The sequence below is a fragment of the Mesorhizobium sp. KACC 23794 genome (genome assembly GCF_052180275.1).
Lineage (GTDB): Bacteria > Pseudomonadota > Alphaproteobacteria > Rhizobiales > Rhizobiaceae > Kumtagia.
This window is the reverse complement of the sequence record NZ_CP197465.1, coordinates 5,569,145-5,582,399: the sequence shown is the minus strand read 5'-3', so window position 1 is coordinate 5,582,399 and position 13,255 is coordinate 5,569,145. Positions and strand designations below refer to the sequence as shown.

Genomic DNA, 13,255 nt, shown 5'->3' with positions numbered 1-13,255 from the left:
GTCTCGACGTTCCTGCGCCAGAGCGGCGTGCTGAAACGTTTGAGGTGGAAGACATCGGCGTGCAGGAACTCCGAGATCCTGGCAAGCCGGGTCAGGCGGCGCGAGGCGAGCCCGATCCTTGGACGACCGCTTTCCGTCCCGGGCTGTCCCGGCGAGGAATTATCGGACGGCGTCTGTTCGGCATGAGTGAACTCGGTCCCCGAACCAGGCAATCCAAGGGTCTGGGAGTTCGCGCCTCGACCCAAATCTCTTACTCGGCGGCTTTCAGGTGCGGGTCGTTGCTGTCGGCGGCGGCAATCTCTTCGGCAAGCAATTCGATGTTGGGGTCGCCTTGCGCGGTGTACCGTTCGATGTCCTCCACGAACCACCATGGCGGATAGACGATTTTGTTGGTGATGGGCCGCGCGTGATATCGATAGTCGCGCGAGGCGCCGCCAGTGCTCATCAGCGTAAGCCAGGCGGCGGCGCGTTCCTGAAGGTCCGGCACGGCGATTGCTCGCTCCTCGAAGCGCAGGAGCTTCCGGAAATGGTCCCGGCTCTGCGGCAGGACGTGACCGATCGGATAGTCGGTCGGCGCGAAATGGCTGCTCAGCAGGCTGGGAATGCCCAGCACGCCAAGCTCGGCTGCGCTGGTGCCGTTGTAGACCACCCCAAGATCGATCAGTCCTTCCAAATCATGGATGTCGAACCAGCGGTGCCCGAGAAGAAGGACGTTGTCCGGCAAGTCCGTTTCGATGAGATCGAGGAACCGTTCCGTCAGGAAGACGCCGATCTCGTTTCGCATCTCATGCGGGTGCGGCTTGATAAGAAGCAGGGTATCGCTGCCGCGCACCGACTCGATTGCATGATTCAACCAGTCCTTCATGCTCGAATGGGCAGGGCCTCCGTCGAACGGCACGCCCGAATCGCATACGACCTTGCCGAACAGGCAGGCAATGTTTCCGCCGCTTTTCCGCCATTCGACAATCCGCTCCCGACAGGCTTGTGCCTCGGGTGGGTGTTCCGCCTGCTCGCCGGTGGAACGACGGATTCGCGCGATGTCCTGCACGGAACGCAGCATTTCCGGAACACGTGCGTGATTGGCCCGATAAAATGCTTCGAACTCCTCCGGCAGGGGGAAACTTGCGGCGCGCGTCTCGGGATGCCGGGTGATGTTGCGAAGCGCGGTCCTGGTGGAAACAGCCGAACTGAAATTCAGGAAGTAGTTCTCGTAGCCGTTGGCCGTGAGCACGCAGAAGAAATTATCGGGATCCCCGACCTGCTGGAGGCGGAAATTCACCACGGCGTCGGGCAATCGCGACTGCTGGAGGATCAGGAAGCCGCAGCGCATCCCCTTCTCGACGATCGTGCTCTTGGCGGTCTCGATGACGGCGCAGTGGATCTTGGTCCATCGGGCAAGACGCCCGAGAACGCTGCGCAACGAGGGGCACGTGTAGTCCACATTGTAGCGCCGGCGGTTTATCGCGGCATCTTCCCAGACGACATGGTCGAGGTTGAGATCGTTCCAGCGCAGTCGCCCATGAACGACATCGGCCTCGAAACCGGATACTTCCGGAAAGTGCTCGGCAACCTTGCGGTCGATCTGTCCGTCCAGGGTCATGCACCCCAGGAAGCGGTCGACCTCGGCGATCCCCGTCGGCTCGAGCGGAAGAGCGCCTTTTGTGAGCGGTATGACTGCCCAGCCTCTCTTCTTCATCTCCATCAGCACGACCAACGGATACAATCGCATCTGCACGATGCCGCGCGGCGCCAAGAAGATCACACCCTGTGGTGCCTTGGGCTGCGGCACGCTGCTGTAGCGCTGCGCGGTTTCGGCCGCGAATTCGAGTTCGCCCGCCCGGCGGATCTGCGACCAGCTGTAGTTGGCATCGACAGAACTCGGCTGCCGCAGCAAATTGGCATTCACCGTCCGTATCAACTCGGCAGCACGGGCAAATTGCCCTTCCTGCTGGAGGATCGCCGCATATTGCGGGACGCCTATCGAGGCCTTCCAGCGCGCCGGCAGCCGATCGTACATCGCATGCGCCAGGTCGAAGCGCTGGACCCTGCGTGCCCAGATGAAGAACTCGCGGATATCCGCGTCGCCTTCCGGATCGCGCCGGGAGTTTGTGACGAGGTCCACCGTCTCCTTGACATAGGCGTTGGAATTGTCCCCGACGAGCGCATGGCAGACCGTCCATATGGCGGTCGCGGCGGCCGGTTTGCCCGCAAGATAGAGCAGCGAGCGCTCCAGCAAGACGACATCTTCACTTCGGCGCAATTGCCGTGCGAGCTGCAGCGCTTCCGCGAGCAGCTTCGCGGTGGCCCGCATCGCGGTCCAGCTTTTCCGGCTGTCTATGTAGGAAGGTTCGGTCAGCTTCCTCCATTGCGGTCCGATTTCCTCGAAGCAGGCCGATGCGAGATTGTAGGGCGCATGATAGTCGGCGATCCGCCTCAGCCCTTCGCGCATCATGTCCCGCAAGGCGCCGAACTTCTCGTGCAGCCGCCGCGCGTTGTGAAATTCACGTTTGCAGACGTCCAGGTATCGATCGTACTGGCGGCCCTGGAGGAGCGGTTCGGAGAAAACCAACTGTTGGTCGTCGACGCGATCCGCCGACGAAATGTCGGACATCGGCGCATCCGCCGAAACGTCGGACTTTGCCCAGGCCGGTGTGTCTCCGCCGCTGCCATCCGACCATGTGGCGGCATCCCGCGAAATGGTGTCGATGACCCGCCAGACCTTGTTCAACTGGTTGTAGCGCCGTCGGTTCCGTTCCGTCAGCAGACCCGAGGCGGCATCTTCCTGGCAACGCCGGATCGCGGCCATGACGAAATCATGGGCTTCCGGGATATTGCCATTCTTGGCCAGGGAGGCGCTTCGAAGGTATATCAGAAACGGACTGTCGGGGTGTTTCGACAGGACCTGCTCGGACGCCTGGATCAGATCTGTGCGGCCTTCTTCCGACGAAAGCAATTCGAGAATCCTGCTTCCGGCCGAAAACGGCGCGGCGCGGGCAATGGTCTCGAACTCGACCATGGCCGTCAGCAGTGCCGGCAGGGCCTCGCTGCCGGTGGCGTTTAGAGCGCGAATCGCCGTCAGGCTTGCCTTGTAGAGTTTTCGTGTGCGCGAGAAGGGCAGCGCGCCCAGCACTTGCCGGATGGCGGACTGGATGCCGGCGCGCGAATACGTGCGTCCGGCAACACCCTGGACAATGCGCTCGTGCGTCGAGCGCCATCCCTCATAGACCGTGAGCGCATGGTTTTCGATGCCGAGGTCGATCAGCATCCTGTTCCTGGCTGCGATGAACTGGGCGTGCCAGTCTCGACGCAGCTTGGCAGGTTTCGATCTGGCGTCCGTGGCTACCATCTGATTCCCTGCCTGGCGGGCACGACTTCTCCAGAAGCCGCGTCGCCGGCGTATTGCCGAGCCCGATACTCCCCCTTGTCATCGAGCAGGGTTGCTATTCGCCGCCGCCGCAATCTCATGCCTCAAGACCAAACGTTCTGTGCGGATCCTCCGCTGCGGCGCGCGGTCTCCCGGCGGAACGGCTTCCGGAGATCATTATAGCGATCCCTCGTCCCCGCGGCGACTGCTTAGTGATATCTCGCCGAAAGTCAAACAATGCCCGATCCGATCCTATATGCCCGAACGTTAGCCTGGGCCAACATTTCCACTTGTGCGCGATGCGCTTCTTCGGAACTTGACGGCCCGATTATGCCCGGACTATGACTGCCGCGCCGTTGCGACCGCTGCTTCCCGGCGCCTGCGACAATTCGGCGACGGCTTTCGCGCCCGTCCGGCGGGGCATCACCAGGCAGGAGAACTGGCCTTGAGAGTTGCGGTCATTCCGGCGCGCGGCGGCAGCAAGCGGGTTCCGCGCAAGAACGTTCGGGTTTTCGCCGGCAAGCCTATGATCGCCTGGGCGATCGATGCAGCCCGCGAATCGGGCGTCTTCGACCATGTCGTGGTCTCCACGGACGACCTTGAGATTCGCGATGTCGCCGTCGCCGCAGGCGCCGAGGCGCCATTCCTGCGTCCCGCCGAACTCTCCGACGACCACACCGGCACACGCAAGGTCATCCAGCATGCGATTGCGGAGGCCGAACGCGCCTTTGGTCCGGTCGATGAAGCCTGCTGCATCTATGCGACGGCTGCTTTCGTCGAGCCGGACGACCTTCGCGAAGGGCTGGAGCGGCTGGTGGCCGGGCATCAGTTCGCCTTTTCGGCAACGGGTTATGCCTATCCGATCCAGCGCGCCTTGCGGCTTGCCGCCGGCGGAGGGGTCGAGATGTGCCAGCCCGAACATCGCCTGACCCGGACGCAGGACCTGGAAGAGGTCTTTCATGATGCAGGGCAGTTCTATTGGGGCAGGCGCGATGCCTTCCTGAGCGACGAGCCGATGTTCGGCCCGCTCGCGGCTCCAGTCATGATCCCCAACTGGCGGGTTCACGACATCGACAACGAGGACGACTGGAAGCGCGCCGAGATGATGTTTTCCGCGCTCGGCAGAGGAGCGGCGGGGTGACGGACCGGTCCTCGGTTATATTTCGCTGCGACGTAAGTCCGACGATCGGCATCGGCCATCTGATGCGCTCGCGCACCTTTGCCGGCGCGCTACGCGACGCCGGCCAGAAATGCATCATGGTCGGTCCGTCGCTCGACTACCGCGGCGACAACGACGAGGTCCTGTTCGACGACTGGATTGCTGTGCCTGAATGGGAATCGGGCGCGGGCGATGCACGAAACTTCGTGGAGATTGCACGCTCCCACGGCGCGCGCCGCGCGGTGCTCGATGACTATCGGACCGACGAGAGTTTCCAGGAAGTGCTCAGGGACGAAGGCCTCGACTGGATGCAGCATTTCGATGCCAGCAAGCCAAATCGGTTCTGGGCCGACTTGATCGTCCATGGCAGCCCTTCGGAAACCGCGGAGCGCTGGCGGCCCCACCTGCTTAACCCTCACACAGAAATGCTGTTCGGGCCGAGCTATTCAGTCCTGCGGCCGGAATTCCCGCCGCCCGTGCTCCAGCCGGATGACCGCGAGGTCCGGACGATCCTCGTCTCCTTCGGTGGCGGCCATGATCAGGGCGCCATTCTGCTCACCTTGAAAGCGCTATTTGATCGGACGGCGCAAAATATCCGCTTCGCCGTCATGTCCGGGTCACGCAACCCCAATATCCCGGCTGTCCAGGCTTGGATCGAGGAACACGCCGGGGATCGCGTCACGCTGCATGTCGAGCCGAAGGACATTGCCGGGCTTTTCGCCAGTTGCGACCTGGCCATCCTCGGCGGTGGCATCAGCATTTATGAGGCGGCCGCCTGCGGGCTGCCGATGGTCGTGACAGCGCTTGCCGACAACCAGCTTCGCCAATGCGATGCGTGGGAAAAGCTCGGCGCGGCAATCTTCCTCGGACGTGTCGCCGACCTCACGCCGGAATTGCTTGGCGACCGCGTCGTCTCACTGATTGCAGACAGACCGTGCCGTGCCCAGATGACGCGGATCGGCAGGAACGCCGTGGATGGCCAGGGCGCCCGGCGGCTTGCCGACCATTTGCTGAAGGACCGAAAGAAATGACGAACAACTCGGCCATCGTGCTTGGCGCAAATGCCGGCCAGGCGGATTTGATCCGCTACCTGAAGGAGCGCGGCTGGAACGTGACGGCCGTGTCCGGCAGGCAGGTCGGCGATCCCGGCGAGACGCTGGCGGACAGCTTCGTCAAGCTCGACATCAGGGATGTCGACGCCGTCTCCGCGCTGGCGCGCGAACACAAGGCGGATATCGTCTATTCCATCTCTTCCGACATCGCCATCACCGCGGCCACTGAAGTGTCGGAGAAGATGGGCCTGCCGCATTTCTTCGACAGCGGTCTCATCGACGTCTTCAACAAGAAGCCGCTGCTGCGCGCGTTCCTCAACAGCCGCAATCTAAGCCCCGTCGCCTTCGCCGAAGTGAAGTCCGCCGATGAAGCGAGCGACTGGTCGGTGTTCCCCTGCGTGGTCAAGCCGACCGACGCGCAGGGCCAGCGCGGCGTGCAGAAGGTGTTCGACAAGGCGCATCTCGCCGAAGCGATCGAGATCGCGATCGATGCTTGCAAGGAGCCGAAGAGCGCCATCATTGAGGCCTTCCTCGAAGGCGTGGAGATTTCCTGCAACGTACTGGTCAGCGACGGCGAACTGGTCGTCTCCGAGCTTTCGGAGCGCCTCGTTCACACCGGCGCCAATTTCGGCATTCCGACTGGCCACCTGATCCCTATCGTCCATGTGCCGGAGCATTTCGTCAGGGAAGCCGGCAAGCTGGTCGAGGACGTGACGCGCGCGCTGGGCATCAAGAATGGCACGCTTTATTACCAGATGATCGTCACGCCCGAGGGACCGCGCATCGTCGAGATCGCGCCGCGCCTCGACGGCTGCCATGTCTGGCGGTTGATCAAGGCGGCGCGCGACATCGATTTCCTCGACGGCGCGGTGCGGCGGTTGACCGGCGAATCGGTGGCCAGACAGAACGGCCGCAACGATCCGGGTGCCGTCTACGAATTGATGTTCCAGCAGATGCCGCCCGGAAAGCCATTCGACAAGAGCCAGTTTCCCGTTCCGGAGGACGCGCTCTACCATGAATACCGCTACCAGCAGGGCCAGCCGGTCGTGCCCGTGAACGGACGGCTGGAAGTGGTCGGCTACTACGTCAGGAAACGGTAAGGCGGTCGAAAAATCGCCTTTCTTCGGCGATTGTTGCACCTGCCCGGGCGGATTTCCGTCCAGGCAAATGATCGGAGGCGACAATGAAGATTGCGGTAACGGGCGCATCGGGCTTCATCGGGCGTTATCTGGTCGAGGCGCTGTCGGCGGATGGCCACGAGATAGTCGCCGTCGGTCGCGCCGGCTCGGCAGGCGGCGAGGCGGCGGACGACCGCGTGACAGTCCGTGAAACCGACTATTCGGAGGAAAGCCTCGGGACGGCCCTGGCGGGGGTGGAGGCGGTCGTGCATCTCGCCGGCCGCCGTATGACCCGCGAGGACGAGCCGAACCGCCTGGCGCCGTTCGTCGAGCCGAATGTGCTGGCGACCGAGAACCTGATGCGCACGGCAAAGGCGCTGGAGATCGGCAATGTCGTGATCGCCTCGACCATCGCCGTCTATTCGGCCAGGAACGAGGCGCCTTATCGCGAGACCGAAGTGCCGCAGCCGCTGAACGCCTACGGGCTCTCCAAGCTGATGGCCGAGCAGTATGCCAGTCTCTACGCGCGGGACGCCAGGATCAGGCTGACCAACCTGCGCTTCGCCGCCGTCTACGGACATGGCGAGAAGGGTACGCCGGCGCTGATGCGTTTCGTCAACGAGGCGAGCGCCGGGCGCACGCTGACCCTGCAGGGCAACCGTCTGATCAGCGTCGACCAACTCTACGTGCGAGACGCGGTCGGCGCGATTGTCGCGGCGCTCGGCGAAACGAATCCGGGCGGTACGTTCAACATCGGCTGCGGCGACGCCTACACGGTGGTCGACATGGCCGAGACGGTCAATTCCGTGTTCGGCAATGTCGGAAACCTCGTCACGGAAGCGTCGCACGAAGCGCCGGTACGGAAAAACCGAATGGATATCGCGCACGCGGCATCTGTACTCGACTGGCGGCCGCTCTATGGCCTGGCGGCAGGTCTTTCGGACTTTCTTGCGACACGCGACAAAGCCTGCGATAGGTGACGCCGAAAAACGGGCGGTCTCCCACCGCCTCCCAGCCCCCGATTAGAGATAGAGATCATGGCTCGTCTGAAAGAAATTCTTCATGCCGGCACCGAGCGGGCGAACGATCCTTCGCCTTTCATCATCGCCGAAATGTCCGGCAACCATAACGCATCGCTCGACAAGGCGCTGGCGATCGTCGATGCCGCAGCTGCCTCCGGCGCCGACGCCCTGAAGCTGCAGACCTACACGCCGGACACAATGACCCTCGACCTCAACGAGGGCGAGTTCGTCATCACCAATTCCTCGTCGCTGTGGGCCGGCCGCGACCTCTACAATCTCTACAAGGAAGCACACACGCCCTGGGATTGGCACAAGCCGATCTTCGACCGCGCCAAGAGCCACGGCATGCTTGCCTTCAGCTCGGCCTTCGACGCCACCTCCGTTGACTTCCTGGAGACGCTGGACGTGCCTTGCTACAAGGTGGCGTCGTTCGAATGCGTCGATATACCGCTCATCAAGAAGGTCGCCTCGACCGGCAAGCCGATGATCATCTCGACCGGCATGGCGACCATTGCCGAGATCGACGATGCGGTGACGGCGGCGCGCAGCGCCGGCTGCAAACATCTCGTCCTGCTGAAATGCACGAGTTCCTATCCGGCTTCCCCGGAGAACTCCAATCTGCTGACGATCCCGCACCTCGCAAAGCTGTTCGACTGCGAGGCAGGGCTTTCGGACCACACGCTGGGCCTCGGCGCGGCGGTGGCGGCGACGGCCCTGGGGGCAGGGGTGATCGAGAAACACTTCATCATGTCGCGCGCCGAGGGCGGCGTCGATTCGGCGTTCTCGCTGGAGCCGCAGGAATTCAAGGACCTTGTCGACGGCGTGAAGGTCGCGCAACTCGCGCTGGGATCGGTCTTCTATGGCGCAACCGAGTCGGAACAGAAGGGCCGCACGCGCCGCCGTTCGCTCTACGTGACCCAGGATATCGACGCCGGCGGCGAGATCACCGCCGACAATATTCGCAGCATTCGGCCGGGCCTCGGCCTCGCGCCGAAATACTATGACACGCTGCTCGGCCGCAGGGTGAGCAAGGCCGTCAAGAAAGGCACGCCGGTCAGCTGGGATTTGCTCGGTTGAACAAACCCGCGTCTCGGTAGCTGCGGGCTTACTTATTGCAGGTCAATGCTCCGCGGCTGCGGGTACATCGTGGTTGAGATCGGCGATCTTTCAGGATAATAGAGACGAGGCTCAGGACGCCAAGACCCATGGTCGAGCTACCCAAAGCGTTGTGCGAAAGATCCGTAACGTATGTGCGGAAGGGAAAGTGCCATGCGTGATGGATATGACAAAACCATGCCTGCAGTGGCCTACCAGTTGATGGCATGCAATTGCTAAGCTTATCTCGAAGATGGTCAACTCTTTCGGAAGCGCCTATTCAAGACAGAACCATAGAGCTATGAAGACGGCCGCCGAATGATGGCCCGGAACAGGAGCGGTATTATATGAGTGCTTATGCTTACCCCGATAGGCTTCTGATTGAAGCGCGTGATGATTCCATTCGGCTCGAAAAAATCGCAGTTCAGGATTTGCGTCAGAACATCGACGGCTATCTGGTTCCAAATTGGCGGACCAGACGCATGGTCGAGGGATACGCGCGTTACGTCGAAACCGGATTGAACGAAAACGACGAATACGTGAACTTGCGGGCCGCCTTCACCGAAACGCTGGGCAAGAGCAACAAGGTCTTCAGCGACGTCATCGCGGCTCACATCCCCAAAAAGAAATACGATATGTCCGATACGTTGTTTGGCGAATACCTGCCGAAGGACGCGGCGGGGAAGCCTGCCGTCGCGGACGCAAATGATACCACCGTCAATATGGCTAATGGCGAAGACGGCGAAGACACGACGTCCGAGGGCTGGGAGAAGGTCATCCAGGGTGCCGTTCGTCACCTCGAGCAGCATGGCTACTGGAAGTCCAAGTTCACCATTCCGGATCGGATGGTCGAAAGCCTGAAGAAGAAGACGCTCAGCAAGCTGGTGGAAGACCACGGAAACAAGGTCGACGCGATCTTGGCCGGCAAATCAGGAGCGCCGCTACAGATCAAGGGCGATTCGCGTTGGTGCGCGGCGTTCGAGGAACTCTACGAGCTCTCGTCGGATCCTTTCCTGCTGTCGATCGTGCAGGCTTACATGGGCGTTCCGCCGATCTTCCAGTCGCCGATTGCTTTCCTGAACTCCTGCTCCAAGGTGACCTCCGAGAAGCAACTGTCCGACACGGCCCAACTCTATCATCACGATATGCATCGGTTGAGCTTCGTGAAGCTGTTCATCTATCTCAGCGACGTTGAACTCGGGTCAGGCCCGCACACCTTGATCAAGGGCACCCATCGCAAGCGCCCTGATGCGCTCTGGGCTGATGGGCGGCACACTGACGAGGCCGTCACCAAGGCTGGACTTATCAAGAACGAGGTAAGGATCACCGGCAAGCGGGGAACGATCTTCCTGGTGGACACCAGCGCGCTCCACAAAGGCGCCCATCCGGAGAACGATTCACGCCTAATGGCTCAGGTGCAGTATACAAACTCGTTGTTCGGTCGCCCGCTGGCGCCTTCGGATCACAAGATCGAGAAGGCCAAGTCCAAGAATGCGGATATCCAGATGGCCGCGGACCATGTGCGCAAATACGCCGCGCGCTCGGGCATCCGCTTCATGCAGAACTACATCTGATGTGTCACGGTGGTGCGCAGCCCTGAAGGCCGCGCACCACCGCATCGGCCGATCGCGATGCGGCCGGTGTTCGTCAGCTCCGCAAGTCGCCGAAAACAGAACGGCCCCGGAATATCCAAGGCGTCGCCTGGGTATTCCGGGGCCGTTCTGTTTTCGGCATGGCGCTTCGTCTTGTGCGCCTTGTCCGTTATAAAAAAATCCGGCCGTGCGCGAGCACGGCCGGATTGTCAGCTTGAGAGGCCGGAAACGGCCTCGCCTTCTGCCTGGATCAATAGCCGGCTTCTGCGAGCAGCTTGCGCAGGCCGTTGTCGTCCAGCATGTCGGGGTTGGTGTCGCTGGAATAGGTGAAGCGATCCGGCACCTTGGTCGCGCCCATCGTTTCCGAGAGCGGCTTGCGGGCAAAATCGTCGAACGCCGGCTCGATCGCGTAGCGGCTGCCGAGGTCGACGGTGATGTAGGCGTCGTCGACGGAGATCATGACTTCGTGCAGCTTCTCGCCGGGGCGGATGCCCACGACGTGGGTCTTGCAGTTCGGTGCGATCACGTTGGCAAGCTGCATGATGTTCACGCTTGGAATCTTCGGCACGAAGATCTCGCCGCCCTGCATGATCGGGAAGGTGGAGAGCACGAAGTCGACGCCCTGTTCGAGCGTGATCCAGAAACGCGTCATGCGTTCGTCGGTGATCGGGATATCGGCGTTCTGCTTGGCGAGCGCCGCGAAGAACGGCACCACCGACCCCCGCGAGCCGATGACGTTGCCGTAGCGCACGACCGAGAAGCGGGTCTTGCGGTTGCGGCCGACCAGGTTGTTGGCGGCCACGAAGGATTTGTCGGAAGCGAGCTTGGTCGCGCCGTAAAGATTGATCGGGTTGCAGGCCTTGTCGGTCGACAGAGCGACGACCTTCTCGACTCCGGTATCCAGCGCCGCCGCAATGACGTTCTCGGCGCCCATGATGTTGGTCTTGATGCATTCCATCGGATTGTATTCGGCAGCCGGAACCTGCTTCAGCGCAGCCGCGTGAACGACGTAGTCCATGTTGCGCATCGCCATGCGCAGACGGTCCTGGTCGCGGACGTCGCCGATGAAGAAGCGCAGCGAATGCAGCTTGTCGGCGGGGAACTTCTGACGCAGCGCCTGCTGCATCTCGTACTGCTTCAGTTCATCCCGCGAATAAACGACGATCCGGTCGGGAGTGTTGGTGGACAGAACCCTGTTGATGAAGGCCCTGCCGAAAGAGCCGGTGCCTCCGGTCACAAGGATGTTCCGGCTGTTCAGGTCGACAAGTTGCATTCTCTATCTCGCTGGTTCGGCAAGCGCCGGCGTTTTCACCGTCCGCTTGCTCCGATTCTTCACTTTGATTAAGGGTGCCCCAAAACCCGGAGAGACGAATGGCGCCGTTCAACAGCGGGCCGGCGCCAAAGTCAATATGTTGCGTTGCAGAAGATGAAAGTTGAAAAGCAAGGCCCTCCAAAAGCCTTCGATCTGCGTCTTTTGTGGGCTTCGGAGGCGCTTGACGAGCGCCGATAGTGCGGCAATAGTCCGGCCGCTTTCCGAGCGTGCCACAATTCCGGCGAAACGCTCATCTCCTTGTCGAATCGGTCGAGACGAATCTGCTCGACATTTGCGAAGCCGACAAAACAGTTTGCCCACACCATGGCGGAGTTTCTTTGAATGTTACCTTATGGCCGGCAGTCTATCAGCGAGGACGACATCCAGGCCGTCGTCAACGTCCTCCGCGGCGATTTCCTCACCACCGGGCCCGCAGTCGGGGTTTTTGAAGACGCGCTCGCCAAGTCCGTTGGCGCAAAACACGCGATCGCTTGTGCCAACGGCACGGCGGCCCTGCATCTCGCCAGCCTCGCCCTCGGCCTGCAGCCGGGCGACCAGGTCATCGTCCCGTCCATCTCTTTCGTCGCCACCGCCAACGGCCCGCGTTATGTGGGCGCCGACGTGATTTTCGCCGATGTCGACCCCGACACCGCGCTGATTACCCCGGCCACACTGGAAGCCGCGATCGCCCGGTCCGATCCAAAGCGGCTGAAGGCGGTGTTCGTCGTCCACATGGGCGGCAACCCTGTGCCGATGGCCAAGATCGCGGCGATTGCCCGCGCCCATGGCCTGAAGATCGTCGAGGACGCTTGCCACGCGCTGGGCACCGAATCGACCGAGACGCAGCCCTGGAGCGTCGGCGACTGCACCTACTCCGATCTGGCGGTCTTCTCCTTCCATCCGGTCAAGACCATCACCACGGGCGAGGGCGGCGCCATCACCACCAATGACGACAGGATGGCCCGCCAGATGCGGCTGGAGCGCAACCACGGCCTGGAGCGCGAGCGCGAGGGTTTTGGCAATGCCGAACTGGCATTCGATACCGACGGCTCGACCAATCCCTGGTATCACGAACTGCGTACGCTGGGACTGAACTACCGCCTGACCGACTTCCAGGCAGCGCTGGGCCTGTCGCAGCTTGGCCGCCTACCCGCATTCCTCGAAAGCCGGCGGGCTCTTACCGCCCGCTACCGCGAGGCCTTCGCCAAGCTGAACAGCGACACGCTGCGTCTGGTCGAAGCGCCGGAGGGCAGCAACTCGGCCCTGCACCTGATGGTCGCGCTTGTGGATTTCGAGGGCATCGGCATCAGCCGCGCCAAGTTCATGAACAGGCTGCGGGAGAAGGGCGTCGGCACGCAGGTCCACTATATCCCGATTCACCGCCAGCCTTATTATGTGGAAGCCTCAGCCTCTCCGGAACTGCCCGGCGCCGACCGGTATTATGCGCGCTGCCTGTCGCTGCCGCTCTATCCCGACATGACCGCGGCGGATGTGGACAAGGTGGTGGAGACGCTGCAGGCCGTTGCCGCGGGGTGATTTCA

The 13,255-nt window shown here is 62.0% G+C and carries 9 protein-coding genes; 7 read left to right on the top strand and 2 right to left on the bottom strand.

Translation table 11 applies throughout. From position 1 onward, the window contains the following. Positions 1–250: 250 nt before the first annotated feature. Entirely contained in the window at positions 251–3,346 is a 3,096-nt protein-coding gene (locus ACSBOB_RS27245) for a hypothetical protein (RefSeq protein WP_442579173.1), read from the bottom strand. 463 nt (positions 3,347–3,809) lie between these two features. On the opposite strand from ACSBOB_RS27245, the gene pseF reads away from it, so the two are divergent. The 6 genes from pseF to ACSBOB_RS27215 all read left to right on the top strand — a co-directional run bounded on the left by pseF (position 3,810) and on the right by ACSBOB_RS27215 (position 10,384). Beyond that, positions 3,810–4,505: a pseudaminic acid cytidylyltransferase gene (pseF, locus tag ACSBOB_RS27240; RefSeq protein WP_442579172.1), complete on the top strand. Its 696-nt coding sequence runs from the start codon at positions 3,810–3,812 to the stop codon at positions 4,503–4,505. Positions 4,506–4,567: 62 nt separating this feature from the next. Then, positions 4,568–5,554, top strand: a complete 987-nt coding sequence (locus ACSBOB_RS27235; RefSeq protein ID WP_442583844.1) for a PseG/SpsG family protein — start codon at positions 4,568–4,570, stop codon at positions 5,552–5,554. Beyond that, positions 5,551–6,675: an ATP-grasp domain-containing protein gene (locus ACSBOB_RS27230; RefSeq protein WP_442579171.1), complete on the top strand. Its 1,125-nt coding sequence runs from the start codon at positions 5,551–5,553 to the stop codon at positions 6,673–6,675. Before ACSBOB_RS27235 ends, ACSBOB_RS27230 begins: the two co-directional genes overlap by 4 nt. A gap of 83 nt (positions 6,676–6,758) precedes the next feature. Continuing rightward, entirely contained in the window at positions 6,759–7,673 is a 915-nt protein-coding gene (locus tag ACSBOB_RS27225; protein ID WP_442579170.1) for an NAD-dependent epimerase/dehydratase family protein, read from the top strand. A 57-nt stretch (positions 7,674–7,730) separates the two neighbouring features. Beyond that, positions 7,731–8,792 (top strand): pseudaminic acid synthase, encoded by a 1,062-nt coding sequence (pseI, locus tag ACSBOB_RS27220; protein WP_442579169.1) that lies wholly within the window; start codon positions 7,731–7,733, stop codon positions 8,790–8,792. A 365-nt stretch (positions 8,793–9,157) separates the two neighbouring features. After that, entirely contained in the window at positions 9,158–10,384 is a 1,227-nt protein-coding gene (locus ACSBOB_RS27215) for a hypothetical protein (protein ID WP_442579168.1), read from the top strand. A 268-nt stretch (positions 10,385–10,652) separates the two neighbouring features. Here ACSBOB_RS27215 and pseB read toward each other — a convergent pair whose 3' ends face one another. Then, positions 10,653–11,675, bottom strand: a complete 1,023-nt coding sequence (gene pseB / locus ACSBOB_RS27210; protein WP_442579167.1) for a UDP-N-acetylglucosamine 4,6-dehydratase (inverting) — start codon at positions 11,673–11,675, stop codon at positions 10,653–10,655. A 381-nt stretch (positions 11,676–12,056) separates the two neighbouring features. Here pseB and pseC point away from each other — a divergent pair, with 381 nt between their 5' ends. Next, the gene (pseC, locus tag ACSBOB_RS27205; protein WP_442579166.1) at positions 12,057–13,250 is read left to right on the top strand and encodes a UDP-4-amino-4,6-dideoxy-N-acetyl-beta-L-altrosamine transaminase; all 1,194 of its coding nucleotides are present in this window, start codon (positions 12,057–12,059) and stop codon (positions 13,248–13,250) included. Positions 13,251–13,255 lie beyond the last annotated feature (5 nt).

Excerpts from the sequence above, each read along its gene's own strand:
- pseI (WP_442579169.1), top strand. The coding sequence starts at position 7,731 with ATGGCTCGTCTGAAAGAAATTCTTCATGCCGGCACCGAGCGGGCGAAC.
- ACSBOB_RS27215 (WP_442579168.1), top strand. The coding sequence starts at position 9,158 with ATGAGTGCTTATGCTTACCCCGATAGGCTTCTGATTGAAGCGCGTGAT.
- ACSBOB_RS27235 (WP_442583844.1), top strand. The coding sequence starts at position 4,568 with ATGCGCTCGCGCACCTTTGCCGGCGCGCTACGCGACGCCGGCCAGAAA.
- ACSBOB_RS27225 (WP_442579170.1), top strand. The coding sequence starts at position 6,759 with ATGAAGATTGCGGTAACGGGCGCATCGGGCTTCATCGGGCGTTATCTG.
- pseB (WP_442579167.1), bottom strand. The coding sequence starts at position 11,675 with ATGCAACTTGTCGACCTGAACAGCCGGAACATCCTTGTGACCGGAGGC.
- ACSBOB_RS27230 (WP_442579171.1), top strand. The coding sequence starts at position 5,551 with ATGACGAACAACTCGGCCATCGTGCTTGGCGCAAATGCCGGCCAGGCG.
- pseC (WP_442579166.1), top strand. The coding sequence starts at position 12,057 with ATGTTACCTTATGGCCGGCAGTCTATCAGCGAGGACGACATCCAGGCC.
- ACSBOB_RS27245 (WP_442579173.1), bottom strand. The coding sequence starts at position 3,346 with ATGGTAGCCACGGACGCCAGATCGAAACCTGCCAAGCTGCGTCGAGAC.